The following is a 20,868-nucleotide window of genomic DNA, read 5'->3' on the forward strand; positions in this document are numbered from 1 at the left end:
CCCCTTTTCACCCCCAGTGCCTTCCTTCGCAAAACGGTACAAAACTCACAGCCAGATGTCAAATAAGGCAATATAGACAAAATCCCTCTACAAAATGTACGAACAACTATGGGAAATATAAACGAAATCAGCAAATATAGACAAAAATAAATTTAGACTTGCACTCACACCCCATTGGGTATAAAATGTTAGAAGTAATAAAAAAGTTCGCCTTACATGTCAGTAAGGCGAACTTTTTTATTATTATGGACATATAAGACTCTCACTTGCGCTCATGATGCCGGTGATAGTGCAAACTGCAACTATCTCAGGCTCACCATAGCCATCAGGAACTCTCCGGCAAAAATCAATTCCCCTCCCGCTTATCCCTCTTTTTCCACAAACATAAAAGCAGAACCGCCGTAGCCACCGTCACCAGGGCCACGAGGGCTATCGCCAGCAGCATCATACTATAATCCGGTTTCGGCACGATACGGTCCGCGCTGTTTTGTACATCCCTATTCCCGGCGGCCTCTTCTCCCCTGTTCCCTGGTTTCCCCTCCAGATTTGCCGCCTCCGTGTCGTCTCCCTTCTCGTCCTTCTGCCCTTCCGGGTCTGTCGTCTCCGCATCCACGCCCTCTCCTGTCAGTTGGCCAATCTGCGGTGCGCCGTCCGGATAAAGCTGCTCAAATTCAGCGCTGGGCGCATTGATGCAGATCCAGGTATCCTTCCGGCCGAAATAGTACCCCACATGGCCCCAGCGGTTCCCGACTCCGTCCACGTACACACCGGTGTATTCCGGCAGATAATCCTCCGTATCATCCACGCTCAGGACTTCACATTCCTCCGAGCCCGGATATTTCCAGAACCGGATGGTTCCCTCCAGGTTTTCCGCATCCAGCTCACCTCCCTGCTCTGTGATTTCTTCGCTGAATTCCTTCTGGAAGGAGATGCTGTCATAAATCAGCTCCATGTACTCCATGGGCATCCAGCCTACCGTGCCCCTATAGTCGTCGTACACGCCCCAGAGGATGCCCCGGCTGTCCTCATAGGTGTACATGATGGACGCCCTGTAGCCGTTCTCCCATGTGGCCACCACCTCCGGCAGCTCCGGGCTCTTGTACAGGTAGACTTTTCCGTCCGGTCCGTTGGCGGTAAACGCCCTCCCCACATGGACGCACTCCTCCGCATGCTCCTCATAAAAAGAATCCATGGGCTCGACAATCACATCCGCCCCCGCCGAAAAAGAGCATGCCAGCCAAACACATACCGCCGCCAGCCAATAAGCCACTGTTTTCCTCATAATCCCTCCTGTTCCGTCCCGTTTTACCGGGATCCACTGTCTATGATTTTTCGCACTGCATGGAACACGCATCCCATCTCCGTCTGCCGGAAATCCCCTGTCTATGATTTTTTGCGCCGCCCGGAATGCGCGTCCCGGCTCCGTTTGACGGGAATACTCTGCCTATGATTTTTCGCTCCCCGCCACCCGGGCAAGCCGATTTCATTCTCCGCCAGCTCTCTGCCGCTAACCTACCACGCCCGGCTGAGCCGCAGGGCTATGGTCACCGCCAGGTCAATCCATCCCCCACAGACGATTCCAATCGTCCAGGAGCACAGATTTGCCGTCACGGAAAGCAGCACGGGCCTTCCCGTCTGCCAGCCAGGCTTCTCCATGAAACTGCAGTAAATCCAGGCCTCCACCGCTACCACCGCCAGCTCCACCAGCATCTGAACAGGAATCGTCAGAAAAAGCGGCAGATACATCCTGCCCAGCCAGCAAAGCAGCACAGCCGGCGGATTGGTCAGCAGGTTCACCAGCACCACCAGAAGGGCCAGATGCCGCCTACTGCCCAGAACCGGCCAAATCTCCCCGCCAGCGCTGACAGGAAGGGCCGACCTGATTTGCCCGTCTGTGCCGGCGGCAAATCCCCCCATTCCCCTGCCTTGCCTCCCTTCATTCGAAGTCGATATCGTCTTCTTTTTCTTCCCCAGACTTCTCTTCCCCAGACGCTTCACGCCAAGCCGCAGAATAAACGCCACAGGCAGCTCCACCACAATTGTCAGCGCCAGGGAAATGCCGAACAGTTTCGCCAGATAAATTTCCATCAGCCTTTCCTCCCTCCGTAACCCCGATACCTTATAGTATACTCTCGTAATCTCCAGACCACATACCACACGGCTTTCTGGAACTCCTTTGGAGCGGCGCCCCCACTTTTCCAGGTGCCGTCCTGCCCCAATGCCTGATTCTGCTCTCGGAAATTCCGAGAGCCTATTTAACTGCACACCGGTTAAATTTGCAGTGCGACCCGACTGTAGACCGCCAGCCAAATACTTTCCCGGGGACGCCACTGTAAATCCTGGCGGTCTACAGTATAAGGCCAATTTCCCCTCTCTCCGCCGCCCGCCCCGCCGTCAGCAGAAGCATGGACAGCACGCTGCCTGCACAGCCCAGCACAGGGCCGTCCACTGCCGCAGCCACCCCGAAATATGTAGGCAGGAAGCCCAGGAACAGGGCAAATGTCAGCAGCCCAAAGGCAAATCCCGGCATCCGGGGCATGCTGCGCGCCAGCCAGTACAGGGTAATGGGCATGGTCATATTGAACAGGAACAGCGCTGCCAGCCCAGACGGCATGGCAGCGGAGCACAGGTAGCAGATTCCGGCCAGCCCCAGCGAGACCACCGTACTCTTCCGCAGCCCATATCGGGCAGACGCAAAGCCCCCGGCCACCTTTCCGCCCACCACCATAAGGACCGCCAGGAGCCCTGCCCGGAATCCGGATTTCCACGGAAACGCCACCGCCATCCCTACATAGGAGCGCAAGATGACTACAAGCATGCAGCAAACAGCCGCTATAGCGATGTTCCGGATGCCTTGCCCTGCATTCCCGGCTGCCCGCTTTTCGGTTCTCTGCGGATTGCTTTTTGAAGACGGGGCCTCTGCCCTCCAATCCGCCTTCCTCCCGCTCTCCCCAGCACCAGATCCCGGGCTTCTCCCCGTCCCTCCTTCCCCGCCAGACACCTCAAAGCGATGCGCTTTCCGGCCCAGCATCCCAAAACGATGCGCCTTCCAGCCACAAATAGCCCCTGCGCACAGCAGCGCCATCAGGAGGCCTGTCCCGAAAGCCCATATCTGCCAGGAGCCTCCCCTGCCCAGAATGGTTCCCAGATAGAGCCCCAGCGCCCCCGGCGCCACGAACACGCCCAGCCCTCTGCCCTGCCAGCCCTCCCGGTCATCCTCCCGGATGGTTCCCACGCCGCCTCCCACATGGAACAGGGCGTTCCCGATCCCCAGAACCGCCGGATGCAGGAACGCTCCCCCTACCGTGCACAGGACTCCCGCCAGGACGAACAGGAAGGGGAAATCCGCCTCCCGCCCCTTTTTCCCCACGCACAGGGCATCCAGCGCCACCCCCAGGGGCATCTGCAGCGCAAAGGCGCAGAAATTGTACACCAATATGGAGAGCCCTCTGTCTCCCCCAGGCAGAAGCCTACCGAACATGGCCAGCGCGCACATGCCGTCCACCAGCAGATGCAGAGCGGAATAAATCACCGTCATACGCCCATCTCTCCCCTCTTTCTCAGCAAATCCTGATACAATCCTTATAGAACCAGACGGAAAATCCGCCCGAAAGTTCCCTTTCCACCACAATATTTTATACTGGCAATCACTAAAATCTGCCAGGCAGCCCCACTCACGAGCAAAAGCCAATGGGGACCTTGCGGCAAATTTCATCGCTCACGAGTATACACAAAAGACAGATTCTATGGTAAAATGTTGACCCAGAAGGAAACCGAGCCAAAAATCACAACAGACAAGGAGAGACTCGAAATGATCATCCTGATTGCAGGCGCATCCCACACGGGAAAGACCGCCCTGGCCCAAAGGCTGCTGGAAAAATACCACTATCCCTACCTGTCCATCGACCACCTGAAGATGGGCCTCATCCGAAGCGGCTACACCGAGCTGACCCCATCGGACGACGATGCGCTGACCCCCTACCTCTGGCCCGTGGTCAGGGAGATGGTGAAGACTGCCATCGAGAACAGCCAGAACCTGATTGTGGAGGGCTGCTACATCCCCTTTGACTGGAGACAGGACTTCGAGGAGGATTACTTAAAGGAAATCCGCTACCGCTGCCTTATCATGACGCCGGATTACATCCGGAACCACTTCGCCGACATCCGCCGATACGCCTGTGTCATCGAGCAGCGCCTGGACGATTCCTGGTACGATGCCGATACCTTCCTGGAGGAAAATGCCCGCAACCTGGAGATGTGCAGGAAATACGGCAACGATTACATCCTGATTGACGACGGATACCGTGTGGACATAGATTTATAAGTCGCATAGCACGGCCAGTCATGCTGTTTATCCGGTTTTTGGGCAAGATTTAATCGCTACATATATTATAGATACCGGAAAGAGAGGCATCCCCATGGATTTTTATCAGAAAATGGCCCTTGTCTGCGGGCGCATCCCGGAGGGCCGGGTGGCAACCTACGGACAGATTGCCCTTCTGTGCGGCAAGCCCAGGAACGCCCGCCAGGTGGGCTACGGCTTAAAGCGCGGCCTGGCCAGGACCCCGGACGGGAAACCCGCGGACATCCCCGCCCACCGTATCGTCAATGCAAAGGGTCTGCTGGCCGGGGCCGTCTATTTCGACACCCCTGACCTGCAGAAGCTCCTGCTGGAGGCGGAGGGCGTGGAGGTGAAGCGGACGGAGGAGGGCTGGAAGGTGGACCTGAAGCGCTATGGCTGGGCCAACACCCTGGAGGACGCTGTCTTCGGCCTCCCGGAATAGGCCCCCTGCCCCTTCCGGATTCTGTTCCCAAATTTTGCCCCTGCCTCCGGATTTTGCCCCTGCCTCTGGATTTTGCCCCTGCCTCTGGATTTTGCCCCTGCCTCCGGATTTTGCCCCTGCTTCCGGATTTTGCCCCTGCTTCCGGATTTTGCGTCTGCCGTCTCAGGAAAGGCGGAAGGCCAGCCGATATAGAAGGTAGAAAGAGAGCAGAAAACAAGTTACAGAAATATGGGAGGGACGCATATGAACGATATGACTCAGATGCTGCACACCATGGAGAACACCCTGCGTCTACAGAACCGGGCCAGGGCCGAGAGAAGGGCCCGGAAGGCGGAGGAGGAGAAAAGGGAATTCCAGGAAAAGCTCATGCGCGCTGCCGCCAGCAAGATGGAGCTGGACGGCCTGGCATCCAAAGCCAAAGGCTCGGAGGACGCGGTGCAGCGCGACCAGCTCATCGGCATGATGGGGACAGGTTCCATGTTCTGAAAGCCGAAAGCCTCTTTGTCCCAGTGCGGGCTCTGCAGGGTCTGTCACCCCTGCGGAGCCACTGTCTCACAGAATCAATAAATCCTGTTCGTACAGCGTCTTTAAGTCCAGCCGCCTCTGGCGGTCGCCGAACTGTATGAGGACCTGGGTCTTCCCCTCCTCCACGATGACGCCCTCCCCGAACTTCTTATGTCTCACAATCAGCCCTTGCCCGATGGCATCGCGGAATTTCCGGTATTTCATCTGGGCGAACAGTTCCGTACGGAATGCCGACTTCCTGTTCAGGCCGAAGACCGACAGCATGTCCTTCGCCCGGGTGATGGCCACATAGAACAGGCGGCGCTCCTCCTCATATGTCTGCCGTTCCTTCTCGTCCATATCCGCCTCTCGCTCCGGCACGGCCTCCGGAAAGATGCCGTCCGCCACGTCCATCAGATAGACCCTGTCATATTCCAGGCCCTTGCTGGCATGGATAGTGGAAAGAAGGAAACTGCAGCCCGCGTCATACGCCTTCTCCTCGATGGTCCTGCGCAGCACATCCAGCCGTTCCACCAGGCCCAGAGGGCTTTCCTCATAGTGGGCGATGGCCCTGAGGATGGCCAGCTTCCCGTCGCCGATGCCCGCCCGCTTCAGATAGTCCCGATACCCCATCTCCTGGGCAATCCGATCCAGGCCCGCCTCCGCGGAATCCGACAGCAGGCGCTTGAAATGAAGACGCAGCGTCCTGCAGCTAAGCTCCGTCCTCTCCTCCAGATTGCCGAAGCGAATCGCGGCCTCCAGGATGTCCATGTCCTTTTTCCCGCCAATCTCACAGAGGCGCAGCGCCGTCTGCTTGTTGATATAAGAAGACAACTTGTAGTATATCTGCGGGAACAGTTCCGTGTCCTTCGGATTCCGTGCAAAGAGGATGATGTTCCGGATGTCCTGCACCACCCGATGGGTGAAGAAGACCATGTCCGCGTTGCGGATCCTGTAGGGAATGCCCCGCCGCTCCAGAAGGTCTACCAGGGGCAGGGCGCTCTCATTGTCCCGGTAGAGGACGGCGGTCTGTATCCTGCACTCCTCCGCCACTTTGGCCAGGTAGGCGTACTGGGCGCTGCGGCTCTTTAAGGGGATCTCTCTGATGTCAGCCCCGGCAGACCTGGACGCTTTCATGTGCTTGGCATGGCGCAGGACATTCTTCTGGATAAAGCAGTCCGCCGCCTCCACGATCTGGGCGCAGGAGCGGAAATTCTCCTCCATCAGGAGCACCCTGGCCCCGGGATGGTCCTGCTCAAAGGAAAGCAGGGCCTGGGGATAAGCCGCCCGGAAGCCGTAGATGCTCTGATCCTCGTCCCCCACCAGGAACAGGTTGTCCCGGCCCCCTGCCAGCCTGCGGATAATCGCATGCTGGATCCTGGAGGTGTCCTGGGCCTCGTCCACGCAGATATAGGGATATCTTTTCCGGAAATACGCCAGCGTCTCCGGGCTCCTCGCCAGGATGTTGCCGGCGTAGAGCATCTGGTCGTCATAGTCCATCAGGCCCCGGGCCCGCAGCTCCTCCCGGTAGAGCCTGTATATCTCCGCTATGCGCCAGTCGCTCTCCTGCTCCAGCTTTTTGATTTCCGTCTCGTCCAGCATGCTGTTCTTGATGTAGGTAATCAATGTCCGGATTCCCTTCAAATCCCCCTCCGTGGCATAGCCGCCCTCCACCCTCTGATAGATGGCGGAAAGCATTCCGGCGATGCGCTTTTCGTCCGTCACAAGGGAGAAGGGACTCTTTCCTACGGATTGACTGTAATAGTCGATAATCTTGGCGCAGACGCCGTTGATGGTGCGGAACTCCATGCGTCTGCCAATCTCCTCCCCGAAGCGCTCCGCGAACCGGGCCGCCATATCTCTCGTGGCGGCCACGGTGTAGGTCAGGGTCAGGATATTCTCAGAGGGTATCCCCGCGCAGTGTATCATGTAGCCCAGCCTGGTCACCAGGACGGTGGTCTTGCCGCTGCCGGGGACGGCCAGCAGCAAGATGGGGCCCTCCACCGCGCGGACGGCCTCGGTCTGCTGGGCGGTGAGTCGGATATGGAATCTGTCACGGAATTCTTCGTATGTCATCATGGGGCGTCACCCCCGGCTCCCGCGTCTTCCGCATCCCAGGAATCCTTGAATTCCATTAATTTCTCAAAAATATCCTCTGTGCTGTATCCATTGCCGACCCATTCCGCTGTCTTATCGGCGATGAGCTTCAGCTCTTCCCTGCTGCAGTTTTTGATGATCGCGTCCTCCAGCTTCCTGGCCTCCCGGCCGTACTTGTCCCTGATTTCCGCCATGGTGTCCGCGAAGATGCTCTCCTCCGTTCCAAGCGTCCGGTTCAGTTGTTCCAGATAGGCGTCCCTGTCCATATCCATGGGAGGCGTGATGTCCCCTTCCTGGGTCTTCCGTATGGATTCCTGTATGTCCTCCAGCTTCTCGTTGTGCCGCGAGGTTTCCAAATCCAGCTCTACCTGCCTGTCCGCCCTGTTTTCCTCCCACATGTCCGCAACCTGCGGGTTCTTCTCGTCTTCCATCCTTTTATATTCATCGGTGAATTTCGGGTCCTTGGCATACCGATAAGCGTCATCGCCCCACTTTACGTCCCCGAAGCTGTCCCAGTCGCCGCAGAAGCCGTAGATATCCAGCCCCAGTCCCAACGCGTCCATAATCAGCGTCCCGGCGCCTACTTTCTCGTTTCCCGTAATGCTGTTCGCCAGATCCATGCCCATGGTATAGCTGTCCGCGCCCAGGGAAACCACATCCGTGACCACTCTCCCGCCATAGAACACCTTCGTCGCCTTGCTGCCTGAACCCACAGCCGGATGCAGGAAGCCCGCCACGAAGTTCGCTACTTCCGTAGTCATGCACAGAATCGTCTTGCTCTCCCCGTCCTCCGGCCCGAAGAAGAATTGTCTCGCCGACTTCCTGACATAATCCCCGGCCTCGCCCTCCGAGCAGCCGATGGCGAACATCCCGGCTCCCCCCAGGGCTCCCAACGCCGCGATCACCAGGCCTGCCGTACCTCCCAGCGCCAGCCCGATGGTCAATATGCTCAATCCAAATATGGTGGAGAAGCCCGCGTTCTGCAGGAATCCCCCCAGTGTCCTCCCGGACTCCGACCATCCGCCGTCATCGGCCAGCACAATCCCATAGCGGGAGCTGAACCAGCACGCCGCCATCCCCCCGACGACAATCAGCAGAAGGGTCCTGGCTCTGTGCGCCTTCTCCGGATCCGACAGCATGCCCGGCCAGAATATCTGCAGCAGCGCAAAGATGGCCATGAGCATGGTGACGATGAGGCGTATCCAGAAGTGGTATCCCACTACATGCCACAGCGCCAGGCTCACCAGCCCATAGATAAGGAACCCGCAGCCCATATGGAAGACCATAAGCCTGTATTTCTCAATCTCAGGCTCCCGCCTCTTCCCTGCCTCCACCTGCTTCCGGCTCCCTGCGCACCGCCAGAGCAGGCACAGCCGCACCAGCCTGTTGTCCTTCTGGGCGAAGACAAGAAAACAATACAGGGCGGCCAGGAACAATGTGACAGGATTCATGATGAAAAATCCCGCCGTCCAAACTACCAGAAAGGGAACCCACATCTGCCGCCCTCTTCCGTATCCCAGACGCCGACACGCGTCCACATCCCCCGGGATGCCCAGAAGGCTTGCAAGAAATCCAAGCTTCCTGTTTTTTATCTGAAGCACCACATGCCTTCCGATTAGTGTAATCAGCATCATCAAAGGCCACACCAGAAACACCGTGTCGATATGGCCCCAGGCAGCATTGAAGCCCTTTAAGGGATTGGGCGTATCCATGGTTCCCGCCATGAGATAGGGCGTCAGGTTCCCCCATACGGCTCTTCTGTCCAGCATGAAGGTATCGTTCAGGTAGCAGGTGGCGTACATATTGTAGAAGAAGAGCGCCACGGCCCAGGCCAGATAGAGCAGGAGCGAGCGGAACCTCTTCTCCGCCGCCCCCTTTATCATGACAGGGAACCCCGCAAGCATCTTCCGCAGGACCCAGAACCAGAAAGTCTTCCCTGATCTGGGGAAACCCTCTGATTCCACAATCCGCTGATATTCGGTTTTCTTTTTGGGAGGCTCCTTTTCCTCAGGGGCCATGCCGTCCGCGGCCTCCCCCTCCTCCTTCAGCCTCTCCAGCTCCCGCAGAACGATTCCGAACCAGTTGGCGGCAGCTTGGGTATCCCGCCCCAGGTCCTCCCGCCTCTGGTCATCCTCCCCTTCGAGCAAGTAGATCCTGCGTTTGTCCGATACCATGGCCAGAGTCCGTAGCTGTCTCCAGCGCCGGTTGCCGGTATGCACGATGGCCGCCTCCCGGACAGGCTTTGCAATCTCCTCCCCGTATAGTTCCGTCCACCTTGCAGCATGAAAGTCGGCACTGATTCCTTTCGCCTCCAGGATTTTCTCAAAAGCCATATAGACGGCTTCCCTGTCGTCCGTACATACCAGCAGGGAGTTCCTGTCGTCCTGCAGGACGCCCGCGAACCTGCCGTCCGCATAGTAGAAGGAAAGAATCTGGCCTTTTTTCTGAAGGGCCTCGTTCCGGAAGCTCATGCAGTGGGCAGAGTCCAGAATGACGTCCAGCCCCTGCAACAGCCCCTGGCTCAGCATCAGATTTCCGTCCTGCTGCTCCAGAAGCTTTCTCCTGGCCAGGGATTTCAAGAGCTTTTCATGCTTTTCATAAGTCTCCGGCTCAAGGAAAGACTTCTTTACCCCGTTGACATTTTTCCTGCCGGTCTGCTCCATGCGGATCCGCAGCAACAAATATAGCTCCCGCAGCCCCATGCGGTAGACCGGTATCCTTACTTTTTCCTTCTTCTCTGCCATCTTGCCGTTCCCCCTCAGTCTACTGTGCTGAACTTATGAATTTCCCGGCGCTTCCCCTGCCTCCAGCAGCCGCTCCACCGTCTCCTTTTCAATCCTGGTGAGGCCGTATCTGCCTGCCAGGAAATAATATTTATCGGACTCCACGATTTTCTTGATTTCATTGTCTGACAGCCCCTCCTTCCAGGTAAGGCATACGCCTTCCAGAGGATGCGGAAGGGCGGTGTCCCTGCACAGGATCAGCCCATCGCTCTCCGTGGTAATCCACAGGTGCCCTGCGCTGTCCAGATAGAGCCAGCGCACCTTCTCCCCGGGAATGCCGTCCGTCAGGCCGAAGCTGTCCGTCACGGCATATCCCCGGGGCGAATCCGTCAGGACGTTCAGGCCTCCTGCCGTCAATTGGCCGCAGGCCGCCAGCGCCTTATCCTCCAGGAGCAATATGGCATTGATATAGGGATGGGCCAGCCCTTCCCCGGTGGTCAGATACTGCCAATGCCTCCCGCCCTTGCCATCCTCCTCCAGGATGCTGATTCCGCCGGGCTGATTGGCCAGATAGGAGCCGAACCACAGCGTACCGCCCTGGGCCGCGATTACGTTCACCGGATTCGCCAGCAGGCCTTTCTCCTGGTCATACTGCTCCGATAGCTGCCACCTGCCGTCCCGCAGCACGAAGCGGTTCCCGCCCTCCATGGTTCCCACCAGCACCTCCTGCCCATGGCACAATACGGCATTGACCCTTCCTCCGGTCAAAAGCGGGGCCTCATAGTCCTCCCTGGCCCCGTCCGGATACAGCACACTGACCCCCTGGTTGTGGCCGATCCACACCGAGCCCTCAAAGGAACGGCAGATTTCCGCCGCATAGATCAGCTCCAAATCCTCCGCCACATACCCTGTCACCTGGCCGGTCTCCATGTCCAGGCTTTTGACGCCGTCCCGACCGCCTACCCAGAGGCTGCCGTCCTGGGCCACATAGAGGGCGGATATCTCCTCCCCTTCACAGAACACCCGGACCCCTTCCAGCGGAACGGCCGCTTCGTCCCCCTGCCCCTCCCTTGCCCGCCAGACCAGCAGCGCCGTCAGGACAAGGGCGATGCTCAGGAACGCCGAATTGACCGCTATTCTGCGCTTCCTCATAGCTCCACCGTCCGGGAGCACAGATATGTGACCTCTTCTCTGTCATGGCTGACATATACCATGGTATTCCTTCCCACATATTCCCGCCGCAAAAAGTCCATGACCTTCCCTCTCGTCCTCTCGTCCACATTGCTCAAGGGCTCGTCCAGCAGCAGAATCTCCTTCCCGGAGGCCAGCGCCCTGGCCAGAGAGACCCGCTTGGCCTGGCCCCCGGAAATCTCGCCGGGATAGCGTGCCGCCAGACCGTCTATCTCCAGCTCCCGGCAGATTTGCGCCACTGTCTGCCCTGCTGTCCTCCGCGCCTTCCTCCCCAGCGGGAACAGAATATTCTCCTCCACTGTCATATGATTCCACAGGGCCGGTTCCTGGAACACCATGGCAAGTTTCCGCTCCCAGGGGGCCTTCCGCTCCGCAGGCTTGCCATCAATGAAGACATTTCCGTCATACTCTCTGTCCAGGCCCGCCAGGATCCGCAGCAGTGTGGTCTTTCCGCAGCCGCTTTTCCCCACTACCGCAACCGCCTCCCCCTTCTCCACCTGCAGGCCGAACCCCTCCAGAACCCCATTGTCCCCGTATCGCCTGGTCACATTCTCCATCCTTATCATCTGTCGCGTTCCTCTGTCCGCCTTCCGTTCCCTTATCCTGTATTCCTTCTTCTGCTCTCCTACCCGCTTTTTCCTGCCGTCTCCCCTGCCGCTTTGGGCCTCTGCCTTCCCGATTCTTCCTGCCCGGAGCGGATTTCCTCATTTCCACTTCCTGCTCAAAAGCAGGAGGAAAATCCCTGCCGTCAGCAGCACCGTCAGCAGGCAGAAGCCGCTGACCAGCTCACTGGCCCCGTAATGCAGATAGTTGTACACCTTCACCGCCAGCGTCTCATACCCCGGCGGCATCAGCACCAGCGGAATCCCTTCCTCTCCCACAGTCAGCAGGAACACCACTGCCCCGCTGCCCCAGATGGCCGGGCGGTACAGGGGCAGCAGAATCTTCCGGAAATACTGCCATGGGGACGGCATATGGATCTGGCCCGCCTCAAGCTCTTCCCGGTGGATCCTCCTGTGCCTGGCACAAAAGAGCAGAAAAGCAAAGGGCATGTACTTCACCGCACAGCCCAGCGCCGGGAAATACAGCGTCTGGCTGATGCCGTGAATCGGACTGCCGTTGACGGCCTTCAGCATCCCCATTCCAATCAGGGAAGACGGGACAGCGATGGGAAGCAGCGCAGGCAGCCGCCAGTACCATTTCTTCTGCCCCAAGCACACCGCCGCAGGCCCTGCCAGCAGCACCGACGTCCCCGCCGAAAGGGCCGCAATCCCCATGGAAACCGCCAGCTCCTCCCAGCACAGCCGAAGGGATTCCCACAGCCCCTCGAAGTCCGTCACCTGCAGGAAGAAAATCGCCGCAGGCACCAGGACCTGCATCACGCACAGCGCCACGGCAAGGCCGCCTGCCAGCCTCAGTCCCATCGCCAGCTCCAGCCCCTCCCCGTCCAGCGGGGACTTCCGGACGGGAATGGTGCCAAGTCCCCTGTCCGCCAGCGCCAGAAGCCCCAGGACGGGAAGAATCATCGGCAGCGCCAGAAGCCCTGTCTGTCCCAGGTTCCCTGTCCTGTTGTACTCCGAGAAAATCTCCAGGGTGTAGGTCTGGTACTGAAAAAGGGAAGGCACGGAGAAATCTGTGGCCGACAGGATGAAGGCCATCGCCCCCGCGGCCAGCACTGCCGGAGCGATATCCGGAAGCACAATCCGGAAGAACACCCTGTCGCCGTCTGCGTATATGCTGCCCATCTCCTCGGCCTTTTGGTCATGGTGCTCCATAGCAGACAGAATCACGCCTGTAGTCAGCGGGAGAAATGACAGGATATTCACGAAGACACAGGGCAGCAGGCCGCTTGCCAGGCTGCGCATAATGCTGCGGTCGATTCTGCCCAGCGCACGAATCAGGTACATCCATGTCAGGGCATAGACATAATAGGGCACCGGTGCCAGAAGCAGGAAGAACCACCTGGCCCGCTTCCTCCGAAGAGGGCCATTGTGGAGCCACGCCGCCGCGGCCAGGCCCACCGCCATGCATCCCAGCCCGGCCAATGCCGCCAGAAGGAAGGTATTGCCGGCCAGGCCCAGCCGCCTGCCGGCTCCCGGCACGGCCTGCTGTCGGCCTCCTCCCTGCCAGAATCCCGCTGCCGGAAGCAGCAGAAGCACAAAGTAAAGCGTCACCGCCGCCTTCCGGAGCAGGCTCGATACGCTGTGTCCTTTAACGGGCATCTAAGAATATCTCCTCCATGTCCTTTGACGAGACATCCAGCATCAGGTAGATGTCCCGCAGGTTCAGATCCATCCCCTTCACCTGGAAGTCCCCCTGGTTTTCCCGTACCGATACATCGAAGAATCCTTTCTCAATGAGGAACCGCTCTGTCTCGGCGGAAACCAGGAAGTCCAGCAGCTTCTTCCCGTTCTCGCTGTGCGGCGCGCCCTTTACCAGCGCTGCCGTGGACGGCGTGATCAATGTCCCCATCCCGTCCTCTCCCTGGTCGGGAAATATCATGACGACAGGTGCACCGTCCTTCAGGGCATCCTTCGCGTCATCCGTATCCGTGTATCCCACCATGACCTGGCCTGCCGCAGCCATGTCCTTGGTGACCGAGTTGCCGTCCACAATCTGGACACCCCTTGCCCGAACCTGCCGAAAGAATTCCCTGGCCGCATCCTCCCCGAGCTGCGCATACATGGCTGCCGCCTGTGTCCTGGTGGTGCCGAACATCGGATAGGCCAGCGCCAGGTCTTCGCCCGCAAAGCTTCCGTTCACGAAATCGTATACGCTCTCTGGATAATCTTCCTCTTTGGTCAGCTCCGTGTTGACCAGCATCACTCTGGCCCTTCCCCCGAAGGCGATCCAGTATCCCTCCGCGTCTCTGTAGGCCTGGGGGATATCCTCCGTTCCTGCGGGCACGTAGCGCTCCAGCAGCCCCTTCTCCTGCAGGTCGATGGTCTGGATGAACTCGTTGTTCCAGAACACATCGCAGACAGGTTTGTCCGCCTCCGAGATGACCCGGTTCACAAGGCCTGTGGTCTTGTTGGCCTCTGTATCATAGACTGCCCTGACCCGGATACCCGTCTCCTCCTCGAACCGCCCGAACAGTTCCTCGCAGTACACCTGCTCCACCGCAGTATACACCACGACTTCCTCTTTCCTGCCGCAGCCTGCCATGCACAGCGCCGCAGCAGCCAGGACAAGGCACCCAAGCATCGCTCTCTTCATTCGTATCGCCCCTTCCTCTTCGAAGCTTTGAAAGCCCTTCTATCATCATATCATGTTTTTCGGTAATATCAATATTTTAGTATCATTAATCCTATTTTTATGCTATACTAATCCAGACATGAATGCACTCAGACAGTACAGCAAAGGAGGCCCGCGGGCCGATACGGGACGATCAGATGATACAGAAAGAAAAACTGTCGCAGTTCTACTTTTCCCAATACAAGGACTGCGCCAAAGTTCTGAAAAAAAAGAACAATGAGGGAAAAAAGACATATGTGGAGCGCCTTGACCGCCTGCTTGGTGAGTTGAAGCGGTCAAAGGAAGGGAAGGTGAGCCAGGCCCACCTGGAGGAATACCACAGGCAGCTGCGCAACCTGGCCTATTTCGCTTTCCGGGAGAACAACCAGATTGCCATCATGAAGATCCGCGATCTCATCGTGGGCGAGCTGGCGCGTCTGGACGTGGCCAGCCTGAAACCCGAGGAGCAGGAGCTGGTGACCGCAAAGCTTCTGGAATTCCTGCGCGCGGAACAGACTTTCGATATCTGCCAGAAAAGTCTGCGCTCCATTTTAGGCCAATATATGAACGTGGAGCTGCGGGGCCAGATTATCGACCTGGTGCCCACCAGGCCGGAGACGGAGTTCCCAAAGGCCCTGGAGATGTCCAGGCGGTTCGTCCTCCACATAGGCCCCACCAACTGCGGAAAGACCTATCAGGCCCTGGAAAGGCTGAAGGAGGCGGAGAACGGCGTCTACCTGGGCCCCTTAAGGCTGCTGGCCCTGGAGGTCTATGAGAAGATGAAGGATACAGGGATTCCCTGCACCATGCTCACGGGGGAGGAGCGTATCTACGAGGAGAACAGCCGTATCATTTCCTCCACGGTGGAGATGCTGGACCTGGACCAAAGATACGACGTGGCCGTCATCGACGAGGCGCAGATGATTGCGGATTCCGACAGGGGCCACTCCTGGACCAGGGCCATCCTGGGCGTGCAGGCGGCAGAAGTCCATGTGTGCTTAAGCCCCTCGGCGGAGGAGGTCGTCACCCATTTGATCGCGCTGTGCGGCGATTCCTTCGAAGTCCACAGGTATGAGCGCAAGACCCGGCTGCTCTGCGAGGTTGTCCCCTTCTCCTTCCCGGACGATGTGCAGGAGGGGGATGCCCTGATTGTCTTTACCAAGCGGATGGTGCTGGACATCGCAGGGCGGCTGGAGCGCAGCGGCATCCAGGTCAGCGTCATCTACGGAAGCCTTCCCCCTGAAATCCGGCGCAGGCAGATCCAGATTTTCGCGGAGGGCAAGACCCGCATCGTCGTGTCCACGGATGCCATCGGCATGGGGCTGAACCTTCCGGTGCGGCGAATCGTCTTCATACAGACCAGCAAGTTCGACGGCAAGCAGAACCGCCCTCTGATGACTTCAGAAATCCGCCAGATTGCGGGACGGGCAGGGCGTTTCGGACTATATGACACCGGGTATGTGAACGCGGTGGGGGAAGAGGGCCTGACGTTTATCCGAGAGCGTTTTTACGAAGACGAGCCCAAGGTGGAGCATGTCAGCCTGGGCTTCCCCCAGGTGCTCCTGGACATGGACGAGCCCCTGGACGCGGTGATGAAGATTTGGAAATCCGTGGAGATAGAGCCGCCCTTTGAGAAAATCAGCATCGAGGAAGTGCTTTTCCTGTATGAGCGGGCCTACAAGGACAGAAAGGAAATAGACGGGTTCGAGGACAAGCACATGCTCTACCGCATGCTGACCTGCTCCATCGACACCAGGAACCGGGACGTAGTGGCACTGTGGCTGTATTACTGCAAGACCTATACGGCGGATGTGTCCCTGCACTTCCCGGCGCTGATCATGTGTTCCGATACGGGGCTGATGCGCTATGAGACCTTCTATAAGCTGCTGGATCTGTACTACCAGTTCTCGGTGCGGATGGGAAAGGATGTGGATCTGGCCCGTCTGGACAGGGAGCGGTCAAAGACGGAAGACACCATCATGCGGTATCTGACCAAGGACAAGAAGATGTACATCCGCAAGTGCCAGGTCTGCGGAGCCCCTCTGTCCTTAGAGACATCCTTCGGCGTCTGTGACAGTTGCTTCGCCCTGGCAAGGCAGGAGGGCAAATCCATCGCGTCGCTGTCCGCCAGGAAGCGGGGCGATGGCAGGTCCCGTGAAGGCGCCCCGGGCCGCGCCCGGAAGGACGCGCCCCGCCGCAGGCGCTACCACAGGCGGCAGAACATGTGATGACAGCATATACCCGTGAACGCATTTCATTTGCCGCTTTCAGCTCTGGACTGCCGAGGCGTTCACTCGTTATACTGTGCAGACGGCAATTGATTACGTTTGTGGGTATATGCTGTGCGGACGGCATTCAATTACGTTTGTAGATATAAATGTATGAAAGGATTCATTCTACAGTGAAGATACTTGTATATCATGATTTCCCGGCATGCGCAAAAGAGATTCGGGAAAAGGTCTTTATCGAGGAGCAGGGCTTTCAAAGCGAATTTGACGAAATAGACGGCAGGGCCGCGCACCTGGTGGCCTTCGACGAGGCCGGGACGCCTGTGGGCACCTGCCGTGTATTCTGGAATGCTGCCGTGGGTTCCCATACGCTGGGGCGGCTTGCCGTTCTGAAGGCATACCGCAGCCGGGCCATCGGCTCCTGTCTTGTGAAAGAGGCGGAAAAATATGTCAGGAGCGCAGGCGGGAAGGACATGGCCCTGCACTCCCAATGCCAGGCCGCGGCTTTCTACCGGAGCCTGGGCTTTATGGAATACGGCGATGTGGAGGACGAACAGGGCTGTCCCCACATCTGGATGCGGAAGACCTTAGAGCCTTAGCCCCTCCACGTTCCGTCGGGGACGATGCCCACTGTAAATATCTCAAAGGGCTTCACTGTCATGTGATAGCTTCCGTCCCCTCCCGGGGCTGCCGTCTGGAGCCTTTCTTCGATTACATTGCTGTGATACATTTCTTTGAACCATGCCTGCCTGTCTATGGTCAGCTCCACCGCTTCCCTGGTCTCGTTCACGAAGCGGACGATGATATCCCTGTCCCCGTCCTTTTTCTTGAATCCCGTCAGGTTCAGCCCCTCGCCGCTCCATTTGAAGAAGCCCGCTCTCAGCGGCAATGTCTTTCCGCCCATGTCCTCCATGCATCCTGCCCCGTCCTTCAGATAGCCGCGCTTTGACGCCAGGCTCACCGCCGACAGCTTCGTCTGGAAGAGATGTCCCTCCGTAAAGGCCGCCGCAACGTCCTCCTTTTTGTAAGGGACGATTTCATATGCTACAGTATGCGTCCCGGGAAGCTGTGCCGCAGGCGTGGGGAAATCGCCCCAGTCGCCCATCTCTCCGGTACAGCGCAGCAGGGTCACCGCGATGGCATTGTCCCTGTCCGGCAGCACCTCATACTCGTACAGGCCGAAATTCGCCACCAATATGCCGTCCTTTTCATCATCCATGGCCACGAAGTTCTGCTGGTGCTCGCAGCCGCTGGGGTTCTGCCACGCTTTGCCGTGGCGGTTGGGACGCTCCACCACCTCAAGGGTAGAGTCCGCGAAATGTGTTTCCGTCTGCAGGCCGGTGGGTATCATCACCCGGATCCTGTGATCCTTCGCTGTATTATGGATGGTGGTCTCCACCTTGAGCCCCTTCGCGCTGCGCTCCAGCCGCAACAGCGTGGTGAGGGCAAGCTCTACCAGCTCCCTGCTCCGCCCGGCTTTCCGCTCATACAGCCCCACGCACTGGCGGCGCTCCCGCTCCAGCAGCTCCTCCGCGCCGGCGGGCACCATAAGCCTGTGTTCGATTCGATAGGTACAACGGTACGGCTCATCCTCAATCAGCTCGATCCGCGCCTCTGTCCCCTGTGTCGTGATTTCCTCTTTGCCGGAATCCTGTATGAATATGTACTCATTTCCGATATCTCCGCACTCCTCATAGTAGCCCACATGGGGGTAACGCTTCCCGCTCTCCTTTTCCGTCACGGAATAGCTGCCGTCCCCGTGGATCTCCACCCGGAGGAACCTGTTTTCCATCACCCTGTCCGCAGGCGTCAGGGAATGTCCTCCTACAGCGCTTTCCGATTCGCAGACCGCTGCCATGGCCATCTCTTCCACAGCCCCCGCTTCCCCGACGGCATCCGCCTCCTCCAGGTAGCAGGTGCAATATCCGAATGCGGGCACGTCCTCCGCCTCAAAGGTCACCTTCACCTGTCTGGCCATATATGGCTGGCGGAACCTGTCATCGGGAAGCTCATAGCCGAACCGCACGCCCATATCCTGGATGCCGGCAGGAACCCTGTTCCCCGCCGCGTCCTTCAGCACCAGTTCGGGAAGCCGTAGACGCTCCATTTCCCCATACTGCCTGGTAAGCCATCCGCCATAGCTCCTCTCAAAGTCCACCATGACCTCCACCATGCCGCTGCGGTTCCAGCCGGTGGTGTTGAACACCACAAGGGGACATATTTTCTTTCCCGCCCCCAGCGCCTTGGTGTCGATGCGGTCCGCCATCCAGGCGCAGCTGTCCGCAAACAGCGCTTCCGCCACCTGGCGGCTCTTGTCGAAGCGGGTCTTGATCTCCGCGTTCACGGAATCCACGCTGCAGCCGCAGATGCTGTCGTGGGGATGGTTCTGCATCAGCATCTTCCAGCTATAGCGCAGGAGATCTTCTGGATACTCCTTTCCCCACAGAGAGGCCAGCGCCGCCATGGGCTCCGCCTCTTTTTCCAGGGCGTTCTCGCAGATGCGGTTCATCTGTTTCAGCGGAATGTGGGAGGACGTGGTATTGACCAAAGTAAAACGGCCGTCCGTCTCCTGGCTGGTCAGCTCCCCCCGCACTGTGGAGATATGCTCCAGTTCACGGCTCACCGCATCCACGTACGTGTCGAAGTCCGAGTGGACGAACTCTATGTCCGGATAGAGCCTCCTCGCCGTCTCCAGCGCGGCTCCCAGGTCTCTCTGCACTGGCTGATGGTCGCAGCCGTTCATGAACAGCAGATGTCTGGTTCCCGCAAACTGCCGCGCGCTGGCCAGTTTTTCCTCCCAGTACGCCCTGGCCGCTTCCTCCTCCACCGGAATCTCTATCCCGTTGCTGTACCAGTTGGCGAAAAGGATGCCGGGAAGGGCGCTGCCGTCCGGGGATTCCCACATCATCTCCGAGTACATGGATTCGTAATCGCCGCCCTGTACCTCGTTGTTGAAGCCCACCGGCTTCACGCCGCGCCCGAACACGATCGCCTTCATCCCCGCCTGCTTTAAAAGCTGGGGCATCTGTCCCGCATTGCCGAAGGCATCGGGGAAATAACCCACGGGGCAGAGGCCTCCGTATTCCAGCGCCTCCTGCCTTCCCACCAGGAGATTGCGCACGTTAGCCTCTCCGCTGGTCAGGAACTCGTCCTGCAGGATATACCAGGGGCCAGCCGAAAACCGCCCCTCCCTGACATGCTTTTTCAGCCTTTCCCTGTTCTGGGGTTTGATCTCCAGATAGTCGTCCATCACGATGGTCTGCCCGTCCAGATGGAAGCTCCTGAAAGCTGCATCTTTTTCAAACAGCTCCATGGACTGGTCGATCAGATCCACCAGCTTTATCCTGTGCTGCTCAAACGCCATGTACCATTCTCTGTCCCAGTGAGAATGGGAAATGATATGTACTACTGTCTTCATACGCTCTCTCCTTCTGATAAGCCAAGGGCTTTGCCAACGGCTTTCTTTGTACCTCATATGCTACCATTTTTCCTTCATCCTATCAAGCCCGAAAATGTCCTGTGGGCCGTTCCGGCAAAACATCTTCACGCCTTGACGATCAATACCTGGCTCCCCGCAAAGCCATACTTCCTGATCATTACACTATTTTTTCAGTCAAACAAAATCTCCTCCACCGTCACGAAGGTATACCCCTCCTCCAGCAGCTCGTCGATAGCCTGCAGAGCCGCTGTCACGGAGGTATCGTAATAATCATGCATCAGAATGATGTCGTTCTCCCCGGTCTTGCTGACGATCTTCTCCGTGATCCGCCCCACGTTCCGGGAGCTCCAGTCCAGGGGATCCACGGTCCAGAGCACCGGGAACATGTTCAATTCCTTCTCGAAGCTCTTGTCCCAGGAGCCGTAAGGAGGCCTCACATACTGTACTTCCTCCCCCGTGATTTCCTTTAATATCTCATTTGTCTTAATCAGCTCATCCTTGAATTTGTCCCTGTTGCCCTTTGTCAGCTGGATATGGCTGTATGTATGGTTTCCGATTAAATGTCCTTCATTGAACATTCTTTCGATAATATCCGGATGCAGTTCCGCATGCTCCCCAGTGACGAAAAAGGTGGCATGGATGCCGCGCTCCTTCAGCCCGTCCAGGAG

The 20,868-nt window shown here is 58.1% G+C and carries 16 protein-coding genes; 5 read left to right on the top strand and 11 right to left on the bottom strand.

Going from position 1 to position 20,868, the window contains the following annotated elements; all coding sequences use genetic code 11:
* Positions 1–346 precede the first annotated feature (346 nt).
* The 3 genes from Q2B33_RS12240 to Q2B33_RS12250 all read right to left on the bottom strand — a co-directional run bounded on the left by Q2B33_RS12240 (position 347) and on the right by Q2B33_RS12250 (position 3,538).
* On the bottom strand, positions 347–1,282 hold the full coding sequence (locus tag Q2B33_RS12240) for a hypothetical protein (RefSeq protein ID WP_300570674.1): 936 nt from the start codon (positions 1,280–1,282) through the stop codon (positions 347–349).
* A 230-nt stretch (positions 1,283–1,512) separates the two neighbouring features.
* Positions 1,513–2,088 carry a hypothetical protein gene (locus Q2B33_RS12245; RefSeq protein WP_300570671.1) on the bottom strand — a complete coding sequence of 192 codons (576 nt, stop codon included), beginning with the start codon at positions 2,086–2,088 and terminating at the stop codon, positions 1,513–1,515.
* Positions 2,089–2,347: 259 nt separating this feature from the next.
* Positions 2,348–3,538: a hypothetical protein gene (locus tag Q2B33_RS12250; RefSeq protein ID WP_300570668.1), complete on the bottom strand. Its 1,191-nt coding sequence runs from the start codon at positions 3,536–3,538 to the stop codon at positions 2,348–2,350.
* Between the two features lie 273 nt (positions 3,539–3,811).
* On the opposite strand from Q2B33_RS12250, the gene Q2B33_RS12255 reads away from it, so the two are divergent.
* The 3 genes from Q2B33_RS12255 (at position 3,812) to Q2B33_RS12265 (ending at position 5,270) form a co-directional block, all read left to right on the top strand.
* The gene (locus Q2B33_RS12255) at positions 3,812–4,324 is read left to right on the top strand and encodes an adenylate kinase (protein WP_296456635.1); all 513 of its coding nucleotides are present in this window, start codon (positions 3,812–3,814) and stop codon (positions 4,322–4,324) included.
* Positions 4,325–4,418: 94 nt separating this feature from the next.
* Entirely contained in the window at positions 4,419–4,784 is a 366-nt protein-coding gene (locus Q2B33_RS12260; RefSeq protein WP_300570663.1) for an MGMT family protein, read from the top strand.
* Between the two features lie 243 nt (positions 4,785–5,027).
* On the top strand, positions 5,028–5,270 hold the full coding sequence (locus Q2B33_RS12265; RefSeq protein ID WP_296456631.1) for a hypothetical protein: 243 nt from the start codon (positions 5,028–5,030) through the stop codon (positions 5,268–5,270).
* A 66-nt stretch (positions 5,271–5,336) separates the two neighbouring features.
* On the opposite strand, the gene Q2B33_RS12270 is transcribed toward Q2B33_RS12265, so the two are convergent.
* The 6 genes from Q2B33_RS12270 to Q2B33_RS12295 form a co-directional block, all read right to left on the bottom strand.
* Positions 5,337–7,367 (bottom strand): ATP-dependent helicase, encoded by a 2,031-nt coding sequence (locus tag Q2B33_RS12270; RefSeq protein ID WP_300570658.1) that lies wholly within the window; start codon positions 7,365–7,367, stop codon positions 5,337–5,339.
* Positions 7,364–10,129 (bottom strand): hypothetical protein, encoded by a 2,766-nt coding sequence (locus Q2B33_RS12275; RefSeq protein ID WP_300570655.1) that lies wholly within the window; start codon positions 10,127–10,129, stop codon positions 7,364–7,366. The genes Q2B33_RS12270 and Q2B33_RS12275 overlap by 4 nt, the downstream gene beginning before the upstream one ends.
* 33 nt (positions 10,130–10,162) lie before the next feature.
* Positions 10,163–11,260, bottom strand: a complete 1,098-nt coding sequence (locus tag Q2B33_RS12280; RefSeq protein ID WP_300570652.1) for a two-component regulator propeller domain-containing protein — start codon at positions 11,258–11,260, stop codon at positions 10,163–10,165.
* Positions 11,257–11,865, bottom strand: coding sequence for an ATP-binding cassette domain-containing protein (locus tag Q2B33_RS12285; RefSeq protein ID WP_300570649.1), 609 nt, complete (start codon positions 11,863–11,865; stop codon positions 11,257–11,259). The genes Q2B33_RS12280 and Q2B33_RS12285 overlap by 4 nt, the downstream gene beginning before the upstream one ends.
* A 138-nt stretch (positions 11,866–12,003) precedes the next feature.
* Complete coding sequence (locus Q2B33_RS12290; RefSeq protein ID WP_300570646.1) at positions 12,004–13,521, bottom strand: iron ABC transporter permease; 1,518 nt, start codon at positions 13,519–13,521, stop codon at positions 12,004–12,006.
* The gene (locus Q2B33_RS12295) at positions 13,511–14,515 is read right to left on the bottom strand and encodes an extracellular solute-binding protein (protein ID WP_300570643.1); all 1,005 of its coding nucleotides are present in this window, start codon (positions 14,513–14,515) and stop codon (positions 13,511–13,513) included. Before Q2B33_RS12295 ends, Q2B33_RS12290 begins: the two co-directional genes overlap by 11 nt.
* A 176-nt stretch (positions 14,516–14,691) precedes the next feature.
* Here Q2B33_RS12295 and Q2B33_RS12300 point away from each other — a divergent pair, with 176 nt between their 5' ends.
* Together Q2B33_RS12300 and Q2B33_RS12305 are read left to right on the top strand one after the other, a co-directional pair.
* Positions 14,692–16,761: a helicase-related protein gene (locus Q2B33_RS12300; RefSeq protein WP_300570640.1), complete on the top strand. Its 2,070-nt coding sequence runs from the start codon at positions 14,692–14,694 to the stop codon at positions 16,759–16,761.
* Positions 16,762–16,910: 149 nt separating this feature from the next.
* A complete protein-coding gene (locus Q2B33_RS12305; RefSeq protein WP_300914055.1) occupies positions 16,911–17,360 on the top strand; it encodes a GNAT family N-acetyltransferase in 450 nt (149 codons plus the stop codon).
* Here Q2B33_RS12305 and Q2B33_RS12310 read toward each other — a convergent pair.
* Entirely contained in the window at positions 17,357–20,179 is a 2,823-nt protein-coding gene (locus tag Q2B33_RS12310; protein ID WP_300570634.1) for an alpha-mannosidase, read from the bottom strand. The two genes, Q2B33_RS12305 and Q2B33_RS12310, sit on opposite strands and share 4 nt — an antisense overlap.
* A 191-nt stretch (positions 20,180–20,370) precedes the next feature.
* Positions 20,371–20,868 (bottom strand): polysaccharide deacetylase family protein (locus Q2B33_RS12315; RefSeq protein WP_300914056.1); only part of this gene is annotated, 498 nt, incomplete at its 5' end.

The organism is uncultured Acetatifactor sp. (assembly GCF_948601915.1).
Lineage (GTDB): Bacteria > Bacillota > Clostridia > Lachnospirales > Lachnospiraceae > Acetatifactor.